Origin of the sequence: Nocardia sp. NPDC058244, assembly GCF_042882065.1 — a bacterium.
GTDB lineage: Bacteria > Actinomycetota > Actinomycetes > Mycobacteriales > Mycobacteriaceae > Nocardia.
On record NZ_JBHVWX010000004.1, the window covers coordinates 44,056 to 60,466 of the forward strand.

Genomic DNA, 16,411 nt, shown 5'->3' on the forward strand with positions numbered 1-16,411 from the left:
GTCGACATCGGCCGAAAAGATACCAAAAGTCCGTGATGCTTACCGGATCGTCTAACTTTGGGGGATGTCTTCGGTCGATCGGCTGTCCCCACTGCTCGAACAGTTCCGGGTGCGGGCGCACGTGCTGCACACCGGACCGCTGTGCGGCGTCACGCGATTCGGCGCCGAGCGGGGGCGGGGGTTCCTGCATCTGATCCGCGCCGGGCGATTGACCGTCGAGCATCGCGATCCGCTCGGCGCGACGCACCGGCTGGAGGTGGCCGAGCCGAGCGTCGTGTTCTATCCGCGGCCGCTGGCGCACGTCTTCCATACCGACGCCTGTGGCGACACCGATTTCGCCTGTGCCACCGTGGACTTCGACGGCGGCGCCGAGCATCCGCTCGCCAGGGCGCTGCCGCCGGTGATCGTCGTCCCCCTCGCGCGGGTCGACGGGCTCGATCAGGCGCTGGAACTGCTGTTCGGTGAGATCGACCGGCATCGGTGCGGGCACCGGGTGCTCGCGGATCGCCTCTTCGAAGTGGTGCTCCTGCAACTGCTGCGCTGGCTGCTCGATCACCCCGACGACGTCGCGATGCCACCCGGTCTGCTCACCGGCATCGCCGACCCACAGCTCGCCCCCACGCTGCTCGCCTTGCACGAGGCGCCGGGCGGCGACTGGACGCTCGCGAGCATGGCCCGGCACGCGGCGATGTCGCGCAGCACCTTCGCGGCGCGGTTCCGGGCCGTCCTCGGCCAGACCCCGCTGGACTATCTGACCGCGTGGCGACTCGCGCTCGCCCAGCTGCGGCTGCAGGCCGGGCACTCGGTGAAAGCCGTTGCCGCCGAGCTCGGTTACGCCAACAGCTCGGCCCTGTCACGGGTCTTCACCCAGCGGATCGGCCGGTCGCCGACGGCCTGGCTGGCCGAGCTCGGCGACTGACTACTGGATCGCGAAGCGGAGCAGGGCCTGACGGTCGCCCTGCTTGATCTTGCCCTTGCGGTCGAGCACTTCCAGCTGCCAGACCGGGCCGTTGCGGAACGCCCTGGCGATCGCGTTGGCGTTCTCCTGGCCGAGCAGCGAGGGCCAGATGTCGGCGACCGGCTGGCTGTCGGCGCCGGTGGCGTCGTAGATCTTGAACGAGACGTTGTTGGCCTTCTCGAACGAGGAGCCCTTCTTGAAGGCGGCGGCGACGAACACGATCGCGTCGATGCCGGGCGGGACCTCGGCGAAGGTGACGTGCACGGTCTCGTCGTCGCCCGTGGCGGCGCCGGTCTGCTCGTCACCGGTGTGCACCACCGCGCCGTTGCCCAGCGGATTCAGCGAATCCAGCCCGGCGAACCGGACGGGTTCCCCGCCCTGCAGCAGAATGGCGATCAGATCCAGGTCGACGCCGCGCTTGCGCCGGGCGATGCCGAGCAGGCCGCCGCTGGATCCGGCCGACGGGTCCCAGCTCACCCCCACGCTCATCTTGGTGATGCCGGCGAGGTCGGCCGCGCCGTCTTCCTTCTTCAGCGTAATCACGATTCCAGGCTACGGACTCGCGGAGCGGGGTGCAGGGCAACAGAATTCACCCGACATGCTCACCCGCCGTCTCGGGCTCCGGCTGCCGGTCCACCGCGCGCCCCGCCGCCCGCAGTGCGACATTGGTGACCACGACGGCGACCGTGCCCGCCGCCGCGGTGGCGTACATGCCCGCACCGGCGAGCGCCCCCACCGCCGCCGCGCACCACAGCGTGGCCGCGGTGTTCAGCCCGCGGATATTGACACCGTCGCGCAGGATCACCCCGGCGCCGAGAAACCCGATGCCGGAGACGATCTGCGCCGCCACCCGCGTGGGGTCGGCGTCGGCGCCGTGGAAACCGTTGGCGGACAGCAGGACGAAGAGGGCGGATCCCGCGGCGACGAGCGCGTTGGTCCGCAGCCCGGCCATCCGGGCGCGATATTGCCGCTCGATCCCGATCAGCGCACCGAGACCGATGCCCGCGCCGAGACGAAGCAGCATTTCCAGAGTCGACATGACGACCACACCTTTCGGCGGGTGGTGGCGTCGCTACCGCGCAGTCGCGGAGACGATCGCCGGGTGAACGAGGGACAGCACAGTTCGATGACTTCCGTCGGACACGACAACCACCTCCTTTCGCCCACTTCACGGCGTGTACCCGCGCACCCGGCGGTGCCGGGTGCCGATCGGGGCCCAGTAAACCCCCGGTTACCGGATTCCGCAACCCGAATATCGGTAACGATCGAGTTCTTTTGATTACCAACATGTTTCGCGCCATACAATCGAGGGGTGGGCGCAGGGGAGCCATGGCCGGGAGGGAAGCGAATGGACACCCGCGAGTGGATCGCCGAGAAGGTGGAGGAGTCGAGGGGCGCCACCTACCGGACACGGCCCGAGGGTGAGCAGGTCCTGATCGTCGAGCGGACGCCGACGTGCGGGCCCGCGATCGTGGTGTGCCTGGAGCGGTCGGGGGCCGAGTTCACCGCCGCGGATCTGGACGCGGTCTGCGCGCAGATCCCGGAGGTCGACTTCGTGGTGGGCACCCGGTCGAGTCCGATCGCCCATCAGACCTATCACCGTGCCGACGTGCTGGGCATCGGCCTCGGCTCGCTCGGTGACCTGCTGTTCGCGCTGCGGCACGCGGACGTGGCGAGCGCGCGCACGAGTGAGCGGATCTTCATCGAGAACGGCCTGGCCCGGCACGCGGGGGTGGAGGGGTTCGGGCGGATCGCGAAACGGGCCTACGAGGTGGTGCTCGGCGCCGTCGCGGCCGGGACCAGGCGGGTCGTGATCACGAAGGAATACGAGCTGACCGCGGGGGAGGTGCTCAGCCTGGTGACCGAACACCGCACCCTCGCCATCGACGCCATCGCGTCGAGCAACCCCGCGGCGACGGGATTCGGCCCCGACGCGCACGACGCGGCGCGCCGGGCCGGCGTCGAGCTGTACACCTGGAAGGCATTCCTCGCCGACCTCGGCAGCGCGGTGGCGCAGGACGAGCACCGGCCGCCGCCGCACACCGGCTCGCGGTGACCCCGATCAGCGCGGGGATTCCGGGCGGGTGATGATCAGCGGGCAGGTGGTGCCGTGGAGGACGGCCTGGGCGACCGAGCCGAGCGCGGCGTCGGCGAAACCGCCGCGGCCGTGGCTGCCGACCACGATCAGCTGCGCGCCCGCGGCGGCGGTGAGGATCGCTCTGGCGGGGCGGTCCTCCACGGCGATGCGCTCGACGGACACCTCGGGATACTTCTCGCGATAGCCCGCCAGGCTCGCCGAGAGCTCCGCCTCGGCCTCGGCCCGCATCGTCGCCCGCGATTCGTAGCGGAAGAACTCCGACCAGGCGTGCACCGCGATCACCCGGACCCCGCGCCTGCTCGCCTCGTCGAAGGCGACCGCGATCGCGTCCGCGCTGACCCCGGAACCGTCGACACCGACGACCACCGCACCGGCGGTGACCGGTGCCTCCGGCACCACCGCGACCTGGCACGCGGCGTGCCGGGCGATCGCGGTGCTGACCGAGCCGAGCAGCGTGCGCCGCACCGCACCGAGTCCCCGGCAGCCGACGACCACCAGCCCGGCCCGTTCGCTGCGGTCCCGCAGCACCGCGCGCGCGTCCCCGACCTCGACGGACGTGCCGACGGTGAACCGGTCGGTGGCGACCAGCGCCGCCGCCTCCGCGACCACGGACTCGCCGTGCGCGTAGAGCGCCGCACCGTCGAAGAGCGGCCCGCTGAGTCCCGGCCCGTAGTCGATCGGGATCTCGACGGCGTAGACGAGCTCCAGCGGTGCTCCGTGGTGAACGGCGTAGTCGGCGGCCCAGCGCACCGCGATCAGCGACTGCGCCGAACCGTCGACACCGGCGACGACCGGGCGGCCCGGGTACTCGGGAAGGGACATGACGGCCTCTCTCTCGAGTCCACCCTGCGCCCCGGACGCCGGGCCGGGACAGGGTCGCAGGACCTGGGCCGCAGGGACTTTGGTCCCTCAGTCCAGCGGGGCCGACCAGCGCAGCAGCGTGCCGCCCTCGGGCCGCGCGGTGGCGGTGAAGACGCCGCCCGCGGCCGCGGCCCTGGCGGCCAGATTGGCCAGTCCGCTGCGCCGGGTCACCTCGGGCGCGATGCCGATGCCGTCGTCGGCGACCTCGATCGTCACCTCGTCGCGCACCACGAGTTCCACCGCGACCGCGTTCGCCTTCGCGTGCCGCACGACATTGCTCACCGCCTCGCGCAGCACCGCCTCGACGTGATCGGACAGCGGCGGCTCGAGCACGGTGACCGGCCCGGCCAGCCGGACCGTGGTGCGCAGCCCGGTCTCGGCGGTCATCTCGGTGATGATGTGGTGCAGCCGTTTTCGGTACTGCGAGGAGTCGGTGGTGGTGTTGGACTGCAGGTCGAAGATCGAGTACCGGATGTCCTGCACGATCGCCTGGATGTCGTCGATGGTCTCGTCCAGGCGGGTCCGCACCTCCGGCGTCCGGACCCGCTGCATCGTGCCCTGCAGCGACAGGCCGACCGCGAACAGCCGCTGGATGACGTGATCGTGCAGCCCACGGGCGATCCGGTCGCGGTCGGCGTAGACGTCCAGATCGCGCATCCGGCGCTGGGTCGCGGCCAGTTGCAGCGCCACCGCCGCCTGGTCGGCGTAGGTGGTCATCAGCGCCTGGTCCTCGTCGCTGGGCGGGGTGGTCCCGGCCGGGAGCACCGTGGTCAGGACCCCGGTGACCAGGCCGTTCGCCCGCAGCGGCAGGGTGAGCGCCGGCCCGAAGTCGGCGATCGAGTCGAAGACCGGATCGTGGGCGGGGGCATCGGAGGTGACCGGCAGGCCCGACCGGAACGCCGCCGCCACCGGCGAACTCGCCGTCAGCGGAATGGCCCTGCCGACCAGGACACCGGCGTCGGCACCGGCCGCCGCGACCACCCTCAGCTCGGTGATCTCCTCGGACGGGACATCGGGGTCCTCGGGCAGGGCCAGGAAGGTGCACGCCGAATTCGTCAGGGAGCGGCCACGTTCGGCGATCAGCTCGAGCACGTCCTCGGACGGGCTGCCCGCCAGCAGTTCGGTGGCCACGTCCCGGATCGCCTCCAGCCACTGCTGGCGGACCCGCGACTGCTCGTAGAGGCGGGCGTTCTCGATCGCGATGCCGGCGGCGGCGGCCAGCGCCTGCACCACCACCTCGTCGTCCTCGGTGAACTCGAGCCCGTCGGCCTTCTCGGTGAGATAGAGGTTGCCGAACACCTCGCCGCGCACCTGCACCGGAACGCCGAGGAACGTGCGCATCGGCGGATGCCGATCGGGGAACCCCACCGAGGACGGGTGGTCCGAAAGGTTGGTCAGCCGAATCGGTTTGGGCTCGGCGATGAGCAGCCCGAGCACGCCGTGCCCGCGCGGTAGGTCGCCGATCAGCACGCGGGTGCGGTCGTCGATGCCCTCGTAGACGAACTCGGCGAGCTGGTTGCTGGTCTTGTCGGTCTCACGCACGCCGAGCGCGCCGTAGCGGGCGTCGACGAGTTCGATCGCGGTGTGCACGATGGTACGCAGGGTGTTGTCCAGGTCGAGGCCCGCCGTGACGACGAGCATCGCCTCCATCAACCGGTCCATCCGGTCGCGCACGTCGACGATCTGGGTGATCCGGTCCTGTACCTCGGTCAGCAGTTCACGCAGACGCAGCTGGGACAGGGTCTCGGTCACCGGGGGCCGGCCCGCGGCCGCCGATTCGTCGTCCATGCCGGGCATTCTTCCACGGCAGGGGCGCCGTGGCCGACGTCATGCGCGTGGCGGTCGGTCCAGGTCGGCGGCCATGACGGCGGCCTGGGTGCGACGCTCGACGCCGAGTTTGGTCAGCAGCCGGGAGACGTAGTTCTTGACCGTCTTTTCGGCCAGGAACATGCGCGCGGCGATCTGCCGATTGGTCAGGCCCTCGCCGAGCAGCGACAGCAGCGTGCGCTCCTGTTCGGTGAGCGTCGCCAGCGGTCCGGACTTCTCCGCCGCCTCCGAGCGCAGCTTGGCCATCAGCGCGGCGGCGGCCCGGTTGTCCAGCAGCGATTTGCCGTGGCCGACCTCGCGCACGGCATTGATCAGCTCCAGGCTGCGGATGTCCTTGACCACGTAGCCGCTGGCGCCGGCCAGGATCGCGTCGAGCATGGCCTGTTCGTCGGTGAACGAGGTGAGGATCAGGCAGCGCGGCGCCGGGTCGGCGGAGAGCAGTTCGCGGCACAGCTCGATGCCGTTGCCGTCGGGCAGGCGCACGTCGAGCACGACGACGTCGGGTCGCAGCGCGGGAATGCGGGCCAGCGCCTCCGCGCAGGTACCCGCCTCACCGACCACCCCGAGATCGGATTCGAGCGCGATCAGGTCACCAACGCCGCGCCGGACGATCTCGTGATCGTCGACCAGGAACACCGTGATCATCGCTGACCCTCTCTCGAAGACCGACCGTCGCGTTCCATTGTCCGCCGTGGTCGCCGGCGGGGGACACCGCAGGTAGCCGATCATGCTTCGAGCCTGCCCCCGGTGGGTGCCCGGGGGCAGGGCCGAAGGTCCTCCGGGAGTGGGACTCGCGTCCCGATCCGGTGACGTCGGCGCCGCGCGCGGCCGCGACGGCGCACAATGTTCGCACTGTGTTGGAGCGCGCACTGCCCGGTCTGCGGCAGTTCCGGAACTATCGGCGCGCGTGGCTGCGTTCGGACGTGGTCGCGGGCGTGACCGTCGCCGCCTATCTGATCCCCCAGGTGATGGCCTACGCGACGGTCGCCGGGCTGCCGCCGGTGGTCGGGCTGTGGGCCACGATCGGGCCGCTGGCGGTATACGCGCTGCTGGCGACCTCGCGACAGCTCTCGGTCGGCCCCGAGTCGACGACCGCGCTGATGACGGCGGTCGCGCTGGCCCCGCTGGCCGCGGGCGACCCGTCCCGCTACGCGGCGCTGGCCGCGCTGCTGGCGCTGCTGGTCGGCGTGCTGTGCCTGGTCGCGGCGCTGGCGCGGCTCGGGGTACTGGCCGATTTGCTGTCCCGGCCGGTCCTCGTCGGGTATCTGGCCGGCACCGCCGGGTTGATGATCGCCGGTCAGCTGGAGTCCGTCACCGGCGTGCCGGTCGAGGGGGAGTCCGTCCTGGACCAGGTGCGATCGTTCGTGTCCAACCTCGCGCAGTGGCATCCGGCCACCGCGCTCCTGGCCGGTACCGTCCTGGCTGCCCTGCTGATCATGGCGCGGTGGGCGCCACGCGCGCCGGGCCCGCTGATCGCGGTGCTGGCCGCGGCGCTGGCGGTCGGGGTGTTCTCGTTGCAGCGCTTCGGCATCGATGTCGTCGGGGAGGTGCCCGCCGGTCTGCCGGTGCCGGGGCTGCCCGCCATCGCCTTCGATGATGTGGTGGCCCTGCTGCTGCCCGCGGTCGGCATCGCCGTCGTCGGTTTCTCCGACAACGCGCTGACCGCGCGGGCCTTCGCCGCCCGGCACGGCGAGCGCGTGCAGGCCAACGCCGAACTGGCGGGTCTCGGCGCGACGAATGTGGCCACCGCGTTCACCCACGGTTTCCCGGTGAGCTGTAGCGGCAGCCGCACCACCATCGCCGACCTGATGGGCGCGCGCACTCAGCTCTACGCCCTGGTCACCCTCGTGTCGGTGCTGGTCGTGCTGTTCGGCGCGACCGGGCTGCTGGCCCAATTCCCCTCGGCGGCGCTGGGCGCGCTGGTCGTCTACGCGGCGCTGCGGCTGATCGACGTGCGCGAGTTCCGCCGGATCGCCCGGTTCCGCCGCAGCGAGCTGTTCATCGCGCTCGGCACCGTCGCCGCGGTGCTGGTGCTCGGCGTCCTCTACGGCGTGCTCGTCGCGATCGCGCTGTCGGTGTTCGACCTGCTGCGCCGGATCGCCCGCGGCCACGACGCCGTCCTCGGCTTCGTCCCCGGCCTCGACGGCATGCACGACGTGGACGACTACCCCGAGGCGGCACCCCTGGCCGGACTGGTGGTGTACCGCTACGACGCGCCGCTGTGTTTCGCCAACGCCGAGGACTTCCGCAAGCGCGCGCTGGCCGCGGTCGACTGGTGGGCCGAGCGCAGCGGTGAACCGGTGCGCTGGTTCGTGCTCAACGCCGAAGCCAATGTCGAGGTCGACCTCACCGCGCTCGACGCCGTGGAGCAGGTCCGCGACGAATTGACCTCTCGCGGGGTGGTTTTCGCGATGGCGCGGGTCAAACAGGATCTGCGCGACGATCTGGACGCGTCCGGTCTCACCGAGCGCATCGGTCCCGGCCTGCTGTTTCCCACCCTGCCCACCGCGATCGAGGCCTTCCGGGCCGACGCCTGACCGCTACTTCTCGGTGAGCACCTCGGTCAGCGGCCGCCGCGGGGTGGGCGGATGCTGTTCGTCCCCGGGCGCGATGCCGATCCGGACGACGACCTGCGGGGCGCCCGGCCGCCCGGCCAGGCCGGCCAGCAGGCGCCGGTTCGCGGGGAGTTCGGTGATGTGTGTCAGCGCGCAGGTCGACAGGCCCGACGCGGTGCACTCGAGCAGCACCGCCGAGAGCGCCTCGCCCGCCCGCAGCCAGTCCAGCGTCGTTTCCGCACCGGTGGACAGCACGGCGAGGCGCGCGTGATCGTCGTCGAGCTCGCCGCGTCGCGCCGAGCGACCCGGTGCCGGGAACGCGCGTGCGACACCCACCCTGGCCCGCTCGGATTCCGAGGCGAGCGCGGTCGGCGGGACGCCGTCGGATTTCTCGGAATGTCCCGCCCACCAGCGCAGTTCGGCCTGGTATTGCATGTCGTAGGTGCGCAGGGCGTCGGCCTGCTCGGACGCGGTGGTCAACCGGGGACGCGTGTCCTCCGGCAGCACATCCACGTCGAGATCGTGCGGCGCGACGAGTCCACCGACGGTGGACATCACCGAGGACAGGCCGATCGGCGCCGCCATCGGCAGCCGGTCGGTGTAGCGGCGGTCGATCGCCTCCGCGCGGCGCAGCTCGCCGATCGGCGGATCGGGCCACGGCGCGAACGCGATGCGGGCCAGCAGATCCGGGCGGTCGGGATCGGGCAGCCGGGTGACCTCGGTGTGCCAGTGGGCGGCGGCGAACGCGGTCCGCACATGGTGCAGCGCGGCACCGCAGCTGATCACGGCCTGCCGTCCGGTCGGGTCGGCCTCGGTGAGCACGCGGGTGGGGTCGCGCCACAGCTCCAGCGCGGTGCCGTCGAAGACCCAGCGCCACGGCTGGGTGTTGTGCACCGACGGCGCCCGGCACCCGAGCCGGATCGCCGCGCGCACCGTGGGGTGGTCGGGGATCGGAGGAACCGTTTGCTCGGTCATGTCATCCAGCCTGGTCCGGGATCCGGACGGCCGAAACGGGCTTTGCGCACTTTCGCGGGGGACCGAAGTCACTCATCGGCTCAGGTGGGCGGGGTCGACAGGCTGCGGCTGGCGCGGCGCTCGACCAGGAGCGGGACGAAGTCGCGGACGTGCACGTCGGCGAACCGGTCGTAGGCCGTGTGGACGGTGTCGGAGATGAACTCGGGGGCGATGCTGGGATATCGCTGCGTGAGGCGGACGACGACTTCGTCGATCTGTTGAGCTTCATCGGTGGCCATGACTTCATGGTCAGCCGGGGTCGACCGAGGGTCAACCAGATCGCGCGGATTGTTTGCCAGATGTTGCCGCAGCGGTGATGGTGGACAGGAGAGATCCGTGCCGCACGTCATCTGAATCCGAGATCGCCGGGAGAGGTAGACCGATCATGAGCAGAATCCGACCGAGCACGGCCCTCGCGCTGGCCGCCGGGCTGAGCGCCTGCGTGCTCACCGCCGCGCCCGCCCTGGCCGCCGAGCACCCGACCGTGGTGCTGGTGCACGGCGCGTTCGCCGACACCACCAGCTGGGACGGTGTCGCCGCCGCCCTGCGCGCCGACGGCTATCGCGTGGTCGTGCCGGACAACCCGCTGCGCGGCCCGGCCAACGACGCGGCGGCCGTCGAACGCGCCATCGCGGGCATCGACGGGCCGATCGTGCTGGTCGGCCACTCCTACGGCGGCGCGGTGATCACCAATGTCGACGATCCCGACGTGACCGCCCTGGTCTACATCGCGGCCTTCGCCCCGACGCAGGGCGAGCCGACCCAGCTCCTGCTCGACCCGATCCGCTTCCCCGGCAGCCAGCTGCTGCCCCCGGTCCTGCAACTCGCACTGGTCGACGACCCGCAGGGCCTCGCGGGCAAGAGCCTCGACGGCTATGTCGATCCCGCGTCGTTCCACCGGGTGTTCGCCCAGGACGTCGACGACGCGACCGCCGCCGACATGATCGCCCATCAGCGCTCGATCGCCGTCGCCGCCAATCTCGAGCTGTCCGGGCCCGCCGCCTGGCGGAACCTGCCGAGCTGGTACCTGGTCTCGGGCGAGGACCGGGTCATTCCGCCCGCGTCCCAGCGCTTCATGGCGGGCCGGATCGGGGCGAGGACCAGCGAGGTCCCCGCGTCGCACGCGTCCCTGGTCGCGCAGCCGCAGGTGGTCGCCGAGGTCGTCGAGCAGGCCGCAGCGGGCTGAACCACCGATTGCCCGCCCGGTGGGTCCGGGCGGGCGATCGGGCGAAAACGTCAGGCGGCCATGGCCCGTCGGCGGGGTTCGACGGCCGCGGCGGTCAGATAGCTGCCGCCGCCCGCGAGGGCCAGCACCCAGTACGGGCTCGCGCCGTCGAGGAACAGGGCGGCCGTCGAGGTCAGGGCCAGCCAGGCGCCGAGCGCGTATTGCAGCACGTCACGGTAGGCGGCGCCGCCCGCGAGGTAGAGCAGGCCGACGATCAGACCGGAACCGGTCGGCCAGAGCAGCATCTTCAGATCATCTTGGGCCAGTGCCGAACTCAGCGCGGTGATCACGAGGAACAGCGCGCCGAATCCGACCAGCCAGGACACCGCGAGCAGGTTGCCGACGACCGCGTCGGCGCCGGTGGCGCCCCGCTGCGCCCGCATCGTCACGACGCTGGTGATCACCATCGCGATCAGCAGCCCCGCGATCAGCAGCGCGGTCGGCACGGCCGCGGGCAGGCGCAGCAGCGGATCGGCGCCGTGGGACAGGGCGTAGGCGCCGTGGCCGAGCAGCCAGGCCAGGCCGAAACTCAGGTAGGACGGCCGGTTGTCGAGCAGGACGCGCAGGGTGGACGGTCGGGCTTCGGCGGACGAAACGGGCTGGGACATCACAGATCTCCTGGGTGCGGGACGGAACGGATCAGGCGACGACGACGACTTTGCCGACGACCGTGCTGGACTCGGCGAGTTCCATGGCACGGGCGGCCTCGGTGAGCGGGATACGGGCGGCGACCTGGGCGCGCAGGTCGCCACGGACGGCGAGCGCGAAGACCTGTCCCAGGTCCGCGGCGATGCGGGCGCGGAAGCCGGCGCGGTTCCGCTTGCCCGCCCAGAGGTTGAAGAAGTGCGCGTTGCGCTTGTTGGGCAACGCGTTCCACAGCAGCAGCCGGGCGAACAGCTTCAGCACCGGCAGCCGGGAATCGCCCTCGTCGTTCTTGGTGGCCGCGGTGCCGTAGGAGACCAGCGTGCCGTGCGGTGCGAGCAGCGCGAACGAGTCGGCGATCCCGGGTCCGCCGACATGGTCGAAGACGGCGTCCACCCCGCCGGGGGCGAGCGCCCGCACCTGCCGCGCGACCTCGCCGCGGTAGTCCACCCAGGTCGCGCCGAGGGCGCGCACCGCCTCGGCATGGCGGGCCGAGGCGGTCCCGATGACGTGGATTCCGTTGGCGCGGGCCAGTTGCACGAGGGTCGAGCCGACGCCACCGTTGGCGCCGAGCACCAGGATCGTCTGTCCCGCGCGGACCTTCGCGGTCCGGAAGAGCATCTGCCAGGCGGTGATCCCGTTGACGACGAAGGTCTCGGCCTCGGCGGCGTCGAGCGCGGCCGGTACCGGCACCAGGTCGGCCGCCTCGAGCACGGCGTGGCTGGCCCAGCCGCCGATCTTGGTGAGCGCGGCGACCCGCGTGCCGACCAGGGCCGGGTCGACGTCGGTCCCGACCGCGGTGACGGTCCCGATCAGGTCGTAGCCCGGCACGAACGGGAACGGCGGCTGGTCGTAGTACTTGCCGCGCCGCATCTGCTGCTCGGCGAAGGACACGCCGCTGGCCTCGACGCGGACGAGCGCCTGGCCGGCGGTGGGCGCGGGCAGTTCGCGCCGGGTGATCAGCAGGCCCGCTGGTTCGACGCGGCCGGGCAGGACGATTTCGGTGGCGGTGGTGGACATGGCGATACTCCTAGTGTGTGACTGGTCAATCACTCGATGGTCCGAAAAAATGCCCCGGGCGGGGCATTGCCGGTCAGTGGGGTTTCGGGTGGCGGATGCCCGCGGTGACGATCTGCGCCCAGGCGCTGTTGTCGCCGTCGAGGCCGAGGGTGGTGATCAGGTGGCAGAGCTGGCCGAAGGCGATGAAGCGCTGGACGTATTCGTCCGCGGCGCCCGAGCGCTGTTTGGCCAGCTCGGTCACCCTGGCCAGCCCGTCGCGCAGGGCCGCGCCGATCTCCGGCACGTCCGCGACGGATTGGGCGTGCACCTGCAGCATGAGCAGGCTCTTGTCGCCGATGAGCTCGGCATAGGCGCCGCCCATGTCGTAGAGGATCTGTTCGGGACTCTCGCCGGTGGACCTGGCCGCACCGCTCGACATGGCCGCCACGATCCGGTCGAAGCACCGCTCGAGCGCCGCGACGAACAGGGCGACCTTGCCGGGAAACAGCTTGAACACGTACGCGGGCGAGATCTGAGCCGTCGCCGCCACCGTGCTGATCGGCGTGCCGTGATAGCCGGTCCTGGCGAACTCGACGATCGCGGCGTCGACCACGGCATCGCGCCGCACGTCCGACTTGGAGAGGGTGGCTCCGCTCTTGCTCATGTGAGTGACTGTACACTCACTCTTTCTGGAGCGTCAACTCCCACCGGTGGGGGGAACAGCCGGTACCCCCTATAAACCGGCTCTCCCGCGCCCGTCCGCAGCGCGGCACTGTAGAGATCGAGGCTCGCACCGATCGGTCGAGCACCGTCTCGAGCAGGGAGTTTTCATGGAATCCGTCAAGTTCCCCAGTGGGCCGATCGACATCGCGGGCAACCTGCACCTGCCCGCCGATTTCGACCCGGCCGGCAGCTACGCCGCGATCATCACGGTGCATCCGGGTGGCGGCGTGAAGGAACAGACCGCGGGGCTCTACGCGAGCAAGTTCGCCGAGCAGGGCTTCGTCGCACTGGCCTACGACGCGTCGCATCAGGGCGAGAGCGGCGGCGAACCGCACTTCCTGGAGGACCCGGGCGCCCGCGTCGAGGACGTCCGCGCCGCGGTCGACTACCTGCAGTCGCTGGGCTACATCGACGCCGAGCGCGTCGGCGTGTTCGGCATCTGCGCCGGTGGCGGCTACTCCGTCGCCGCGACCAAGACCGACCACCGGATCAAGGCGCTGGCCACCGTCAGCGGCATCGACATCGGCTCGTCCTACCGCCGTGGCTGGCTGGGCACCGACCCCGATTCCGCCGCGGCGCCGACCCTGGACGCCGTCGCCGGGCAGCGCACCGCCGAGGCGCAGGGCGCCGAACCCGCCTACATCCCGTACGTGCCCGCCCAGCCGGACGAGAACACGCCGCGCGACCTGGTCGAGGCGAGCGACTACTACCTGACCCCGCGCGCGCAGCACCCCAACGCGCAGAACAAGAAGCTGTTCACCAAGAGCATCTCGAAGATCTTCGGCTTCGACGCGTTCCACCTGGTGGAGGACCTGCTCACGCAGCCGATCCTGATCATCGCGGGCAGCGAGGCAGGCTCGCTGTGGGCCTCGGCGGGGCTGTACTCGCGGGTGCGCAGCCCCAAGCGGCTGGTGGTCGTCGACGGTGCCGCGCACATGGACTTCTACGACGTGCCGAAGTACGTCGAGCGGGCCGTCACCGAGGCGACGCCGTTCTTCCAGGAGAACCTGGCCGCGCGGAACTGAGCGCACACCGAAACAGCGCAGCGGCGGAATTCTCCGCCGCTGCGCTGTTTTCGCGTCGTCGAAGGGCTTACTCGTCGATCGCCGGGGACACCGGTGTGGTCGCGGCCGTCTGCTCGGTGGCCGCCCAGCTCGACAGCAGCCGCAGCGCCTCGTCGGCGGTGGAGCCGGGTACCGCGGTGAAACCCATCAGGGTCAGGCCCGCCGTGCCGCCGATCTCGAGCGCCTCGTAGCGCAGTGGCAGCGTGCCGACGACGGGATGCCGGAACGTCTTGCTGCCCCGGCGATGAACCCGCACGTCATGGGCAGCCCAGCGGGTGCGGAATTCGGTACTGCGGGTGGCCAGTTCGCCGATCAGCCCGGTCAGCGCGGTCGACTGCGGCGCCCGCGTCGTCTCCACCCGCAGCAGCGCGACCACCTCGTCGATGGCGCGCTCCCACTCCGGGAAGACCTCGCTCGCGCGCGGGTCGAGGAACAGGAACCGCGCGAGATTCGGGGTGCCGGTCTGCCGTTCGTACACCGGCCCGTACAGGACGCGGCCGAGTGTGTTGGCGCCGAGCAGATCGAGGCAGCCGTTCTGCACGACCGCAGGCGCGGTCATCGAATCCATCAGGGCCAGAATCCCCTCGGGCACCTGTTCGCGTTTCGGCGCCTGGCCGCGCCTGCGCCCCGGCCGGGTGGTGGCGGCGCGGGCGAGATCGAACAGGTGCTCGGTCTCGGCCTCGTCGAGCCGCAGCGCACTCGCGATCGCGTGCAGCACGTCGTCGGAGACCCCGTCCACGCGCCCGCGCTCGATCCGGATGTAGTACTCCGCGCTCACCCCCGCCAGCAGCGCGACCTCCTCCCTGCGCAACCCGGCGACCCGGCGTCGCCCGCTGGTCGGCAGCCCGACCTGTCCCGGCACGATCTTGGCGCGGCGGGTCGTCAGGAACTCCTTGATGTCCTCGGCGAACTCCATCCCTCCAGGTTAGGGCGGTTGTCGTGCGGGATGGAGGGTCTGGCGGTACCCCCGTCCGGCGCGGATACCCGGCCGCCGGGCCGCGGAGCGCATGATGGTGGGTGGGTAGCGGGTGACCGCCTCGGTGGGCCCGGCCGGACTTCTCAGGAGGACCGATGACCGACGGTTCCGAACCACCGGGTGACCGGAGCGAGGTGCTGCGGGTGGACGGTCCCGCCGGTCCGACGGCGGCGGCCACGCACCTGGTGGTTGGCTACGACCGGCACCGGGCCAGTGACGTGGCCCTCGGTGTCGCGATCGGACTGGCCACCCGGCTCGGCGCTCACCTGCACGTCGTCCACGTCATCGACGCCGACGATCTGCCCACCGATCCCGACGCCGCCGACTGGGAGCGGGCCGTCACCGAAACGGTCGAGCGGGAACGCGCCGCCGCGTGCGCCCGGCTCGCCGAACTGCCGGGCAACTGGACCTACTACGCGCGCCGCGGCAATCCGGCGCACCTGCTGGACGCCCTCGCCGAGACCTACGACGCGTCGATGATCGTGATCGGCGCGCCCCGGCACGGACTCCCGTCGCTCATCGAACGCCTGCTCGGCGCGTCGGTCTCCGCCCACCTCGTCCACCACGCGCACCGCCCGGTCCTGCTGGTCCCGGCAGGCCCCGGCGACTGAGTTCGGTCGGCCACCGCCGCACCGCCTGTGTCGTCCGCCCACTGTCGCCCGCGCATGTAGCGCCGATCACGGCCCCGACCGTGCCCGGATCAGCTGTCGCGCGGCGAGGTCCGACGCTGTTCGGCGCGGTGGGCGAGCGTTTCGACGATGCGCTGCCAGGCTGGGGACGCCTCGGCGATGTGCGCGGTGACGAGGCGGTTCGCCGGGCGGCCGGTGTCGCTCTCGTGCGCGATCTCCCAGGCGTCCAGCTCGTCGATGAGCTGGTCGAGGCGTGGGTCGCGCGGGTCCCAGTCGACGGATCGGTCGCAGGCCAGCACCATCCGGGTCGTCGCCGGGTCGTCGAAGTCGGCGTTCTTCTCGCGCACGCGGCGGGGGAGGGCGCGCGGGTCGATGGCCTGCAACAGGATCCAGGCGTCGCGTTCGAGGCGGATCCGGCGCTCGCCGATGCCGAGCGCGCGCATCCGGTCCAGCAGGGCGACCACCTCGGCGGGCAGCACCAGGCTCTCGCCGCTGTCGAGCGCGGCGATCCGGCGGCGGTAGTCGGTGAGCTGGTCGATCCTGCGTCGGAGCTCGTCGTCGATGGCGGTGACGGCGGCGGCGAACTCGGCGGGCTCGGCGTGCAGCAGCGCGTCGATGCGCGACAACGGCACCCCGGCGTCGGCGAGGGTGCGGATTCGGATGAGGTCCACCGCCGCCTGCGCGCCGTAGCGGCGATAGCCCGAGGCGTCGCGCTGCGGCTCGGGCAGCAGGCCGACGTGGTGGTAGTGGCGCACGGCGCGCACGGTCACCCCGGCCGTCGCCGCGAGCTGGCCGATCGTGAGCACCGGTCCCCTCGGGTCGTCGAACATCGTCGCCGCC

General features: G+C 71.5%; 17 protein-coding genes and 1 pseudogene. 6 read left to right on the forward strand and 12 right to left on the reverse strand.

The features are described from left to right. Nucleotides 1–64: 64 nt before the first annotated feature. Nucleotides 65–919, forward strand: a complete 855-nt coding sequence (locus ACFVW6_RS13225; RefSeq protein ID WP_378828074.1) for an AraC family transcriptional regulator — start codon at nucleotides 65–67, stop codon at nucleotides 917–919. On the opposite strand, the gene ACFVW6_RS13230 is transcribed toward ACFVW6_RS13225, so the two are convergent. Further along, on the reverse strand, nucleotides 920–1,501 hold the full coding sequence (locus tag ACFVW6_RS13230) for a TerD family protein (RefSeq protein WP_365015390.1): 582 nt from the start codon (nucleotides 1,499–1,501) through the stop codon (nucleotides 920–922). Between the two features lie 76 nt (nucleotides 1,502–1,577). Beyond that, nucleotides 1,578–1,997, reverse strand: a pseudogene (locus ACFVW6_RS13235) (MgtC/SapB family protein); the annotation flags it as partial. A 309-nt stretch (nucleotides 1,998–2,306) separates the two neighbouring features. Here ACFVW6_RS13235 and ACFVW6_RS13240 point away from each other — a divergent pair. Then, on the forward strand, nucleotides 2,307–3,014 hold the full coding sequence (locus ACFVW6_RS13240) for a hypothetical protein (protein WP_378828072.1): 708 nt from the start codon (nucleotides 2,307–2,309) through the stop codon (nucleotides 3,012–3,014). A gap of 6 nt (nucleotides 3,015–3,020) precedes the next feature. Here the strand turns inward: ACFVW6_RS13240 and ACFVW6_RS13245 are convergent, their stop codons facing one another. The 3 genes from ACFVW6_RS13245 to ACFVW6_RS13255 form a co-directional block, all read right to left on the reverse strand. Further along, nucleotides 3,021–3,878 carry a universal stress protein gene (locus ACFVW6_RS13245; protein WP_378828070.1) on the reverse strand — a complete coding sequence of 286 codons (858 nt, stop codon included), beginning with the start codon at nucleotides 3,876–3,878 and terminating at the stop codon, nucleotides 3,021–3,023. Nucleotides 3,879–3,965: 87 nt separating this feature from the next. Further along, entirely contained in the window at nucleotides 3,966–5,705 is a 1,740-nt protein-coding gene (locus tag ACFVW6_RS13250) for a GAF domain-containing sensor histidine kinase (protein WP_378828068.1), read from the reverse strand. Between the two features lie 39 nt (nucleotides 5,706–5,744). After that, nucleotides 5,745–6,389: a response regulator transcription factor gene (locus tag ACFVW6_RS13255; RefSeq protein WP_355276678.1), complete on the reverse strand. Its 645-nt coding sequence runs from the start codon at nucleotides 6,387–6,389 to the stop codon at nucleotides 5,745–5,747. Nucleotides 6,390–6,598: 209 nt separating this feature from the next. Between ACFVW6_RS13255 and ACFVW6_RS13260 the strand changes: the two genes are divergently transcribed. Further along, nucleotides 6,599–8,281 carry a SulP family inorganic anion transporter gene (locus tag ACFVW6_RS13260; protein WP_378828065.1) on the forward strand — a complete coding sequence of 561 codons (1,683 nt, stop codon included), beginning with the start codon at nucleotides 6,599–6,601 and terminating at the stop codon, nucleotides 8,279–8,281. Nucleotides 8,282–8,284: 3 nt separating this feature from the next. Here the strand turns inward: ACFVW6_RS13260 and ACFVW6_RS13265 are convergent, their stop codons facing one another. Both ACFVW6_RS13265 and ACFVW6_RS13270 read right to left on the reverse strand, forming a co-directional pair. Further along, complete coding sequence (locus ACFVW6_RS13265; RefSeq protein ID WP_378828062.1) at nucleotides 8,285–9,274, reverse strand: Acg family FMN-binding oxidoreductase; 990 nt, start codon at nucleotides 9,272–9,274, stop codon at nucleotides 8,285–8,287. An 80-nt stretch (nucleotides 9,275–9,354) separates the two neighbouring features. Then, nucleotides 9,355–9,552 carry a three-helix bundle dimerization domain-containing protein gene (locus tag ACFVW6_RS13270; RefSeq protein WP_355276684.1) on the reverse strand — a complete coding sequence of 66 codons (198 nt, stop codon included), beginning with the start codon at nucleotides 9,550–9,552 and terminating at the stop codon, nucleotides 9,355–9,357. A gap of 146 nt (nucleotides 9,553–9,698) precedes the next feature. Here ACFVW6_RS13270 and ACFVW6_RS13275 point away from each other — a divergent pair, with 146 nt between their 5' ends. Further along, the gene (locus ACFVW6_RS13275; RefSeq protein ID WP_378828059.1) at nucleotides 9,699–10,499 is read left to right on the forward strand and encodes an alpha/beta fold hydrolase; all 801 of its coding nucleotides are present in this window, start codon (nucleotides 9,699–9,701) and stop codon (nucleotides 10,497–10,499) included. Between the two features lie 50 nt (nucleotides 10,500–10,549). Here the strand turns inward: ACFVW6_RS13275 and ACFVW6_RS13280 are convergent, their stop codons facing one another. The 3 genes from ACFVW6_RS13280 to ACFVW6_RS13290 form a co-directional block, all read right to left on the reverse strand. Beyond that, the gene (locus ACFVW6_RS13280) at nucleotides 10,550–11,146 is read right to left on the reverse strand and encodes an ABC transporter permease (RefSeq protein WP_378828057.1); all 597 of its coding nucleotides are present in this window, start codon (nucleotides 11,144–11,146) and stop codon (nucleotides 10,550–10,552) included. A gap of 31 nt (nucleotides 11,147–11,177) precedes the next feature. Further along, nucleotides 11,178–12,200, reverse strand: a complete 1,023-nt coding sequence (locus ACFVW6_RS13285; protein ID WP_378828055.1) for a medium chain dehydrogenase/reductase family protein — start codon at nucleotides 12,198–12,200, stop codon at nucleotides 11,178–11,180. Between the two features lie 73 nt (nucleotides 12,201–12,273). Continuing rightward, a complete protein-coding gene (locus tag ACFVW6_RS13290; RefSeq protein WP_355276692.1) occupies nucleotides 12,274–12,843 on the reverse strand; it encodes a TetR/AcrR family transcriptional regulator in 570 nt (189 codons plus the stop codon). Between the two features lie 166 nt (nucleotides 12,844–13,009). Between ACFVW6_RS13290 and ACFVW6_RS13295 the strand changes: the two genes are divergently transcribed. Further along, nucleotides 13,010–13,927 (forward strand): alpha/beta hydrolase, encoded by a 918-nt coding sequence (locus tag ACFVW6_RS13295; RefSeq protein ID WP_378828051.1) that lies wholly within the window; start codon nucleotides 13,010–13,012, stop codon nucleotides 13,925–13,927. Nucleotides 13,928–13,994: 67 nt separating this feature from the next. Here the strand turns inward: ACFVW6_RS13295 and ACFVW6_RS13300 are convergent, their stop codons facing one another. Further along, the gene (locus tag ACFVW6_RS13300) at nucleotides 13,995–14,882 is read right to left on the reverse strand and encodes a helix-turn-helix domain-containing protein (RefSeq protein ID WP_378828049.1); all 888 of its coding nucleotides are present in this window, start codon (nucleotides 14,880–14,882) and stop codon (nucleotides 13,995–13,997) included. 155 nt (nucleotides 14,883–15,037) lie between these two features. On the opposite strand from ACFVW6_RS13300, the gene ACFVW6_RS13305 reads away from it, so the two are divergent. Further along, a complete protein-coding gene (locus ACFVW6_RS13305; RefSeq protein WP_378828047.1) occupies nucleotides 15,038–15,553 on the forward strand; it encodes a universal stress protein in 516 nt (171 codons plus the stop codon). An 89-nt stretch (nucleotides 15,554–15,642) separates the two neighbouring features. Here ACFVW6_RS13305 and ACFVW6_RS13310 read toward each other — a convergent pair whose 3' ends face one another. Beyond that, a complete protein-coding gene (locus ACFVW6_RS13310; RefSeq protein WP_378828045.1) occupies nucleotides 15,643–16,401 on the reverse strand; it encodes a MerR family transcriptional regulator in 759 nt (252 codons plus the stop codon). Nucleotides 16,402–16,411: the final 10 nt, after the last annotated feature.

Excerpts from the sequence above, each read along its gene's own strand:
- ACFVW6_RS13225 (WP_378828074.1), top strand. The coding sequence starts at position 65 with ATGTCTTCGGTCGATCGGCTGTCCCCACTGCTCGAACAGTTCCGGGTG.
- ACFVW6_RS13240 (WP_378828072.1), top strand. The coding sequence starts at position 2,307 with ATGGACACCCGCGAGTGGATCGCCGAGAAGGTGGAGGAGTCGAGGGGC.
- ACFVW6_RS13245 (WP_378828070.1), bottom strand. The coding sequence starts at position 3,878 with ATGTCCCTTCCCGAGTACCCGGGCCGCCCGGTCGTCGCCGGTGTCGAC.
- ACFVW6_RS13250 (WP_378828068.1), bottom strand. The coding sequence starts at position 5,705 with ATGGACGACGAATCGGCGGCCGCGGGCCGGCCCCCGGTGACCGAGACC.
- ACFVW6_RS13255 (WP_355276678.1), bottom strand. The coding sequence starts at position 6,389 with ATGATCACGGTGTTCCTGGTCGACGATCACGAGATCGTCCGGCGCGGC.
- ACFVW6_RS13265 (WP_378828062.1), bottom strand. The coding sequence starts at position 9,274 with ATGACCGAGCAAACGGTTCCTCCGATCCCCGACCACCCCACGGTGCGC.
- ACFVW6_RS13270 (WP_355276684.1), bottom strand. The coding sequence starts at position 9,552 with ATGGCCACCGATGAAGCTCAACAGATCGACGAAGTCGTCGTCCGCCTC.
- ACFVW6_RS13275 (WP_378828059.1), top strand. The coding sequence starts at position 9,699 with ATGAGCAGAATCCGACCGAGCACGGCCCTCGCGCTGGCCGCCGGGCTG.
- ACFVW6_RS13280 (WP_378828057.1), bottom strand. The coding sequence starts at position 11,146 with ATGTCCCAGCCCGTTTCGTCCGCCGAAGCCCGACCGTCCACCCTGCGC.
- ACFVW6_RS13285 (WP_378828055.1), bottom strand. The coding sequence starts at position 12,200 with ATGTCCACCACCGCCACCGAAATCGTCCTGCCCGGCCGCGTCGAACCA.
- ACFVW6_RS13290 (WP_355276692.1), bottom strand. The coding sequence starts at position 12,843 with ATGAGCAAGAGCGGAGCCACCCTCTCCAAGTCGGACGTGCGGCGCGAT.
- ACFVW6_RS13295 (WP_378828051.1), top strand. The coding sequence starts at position 13,010 with ATGGAATCCGTCAAGTTCCCCAGTGGGCCGATCGACATCGCGGGCAAC.
- ACFVW6_RS13300 (WP_378828049.1), bottom strand. The coding sequence starts at position 14,882 with ATGGAGTTCGCCGAGGACATCAAGGAGTTCCTGACGACCCGCCGCGCC.
- ACFVW6_RS13305 (WP_378828047.1), top strand. The coding sequence starts at position 15,038 with ATGACCGACGGTTCCGAACCACCGGGTGACCGGAGCGAGGTGCTGCGG.
- ACFVW6_RS13310 (WP_378828045.1), bottom strand. The coding sequence starts at position 16,401 with ATGTTCGACGACCCGAGGGGACCGGTGCTCACGATCGGCCAGCTCGCG.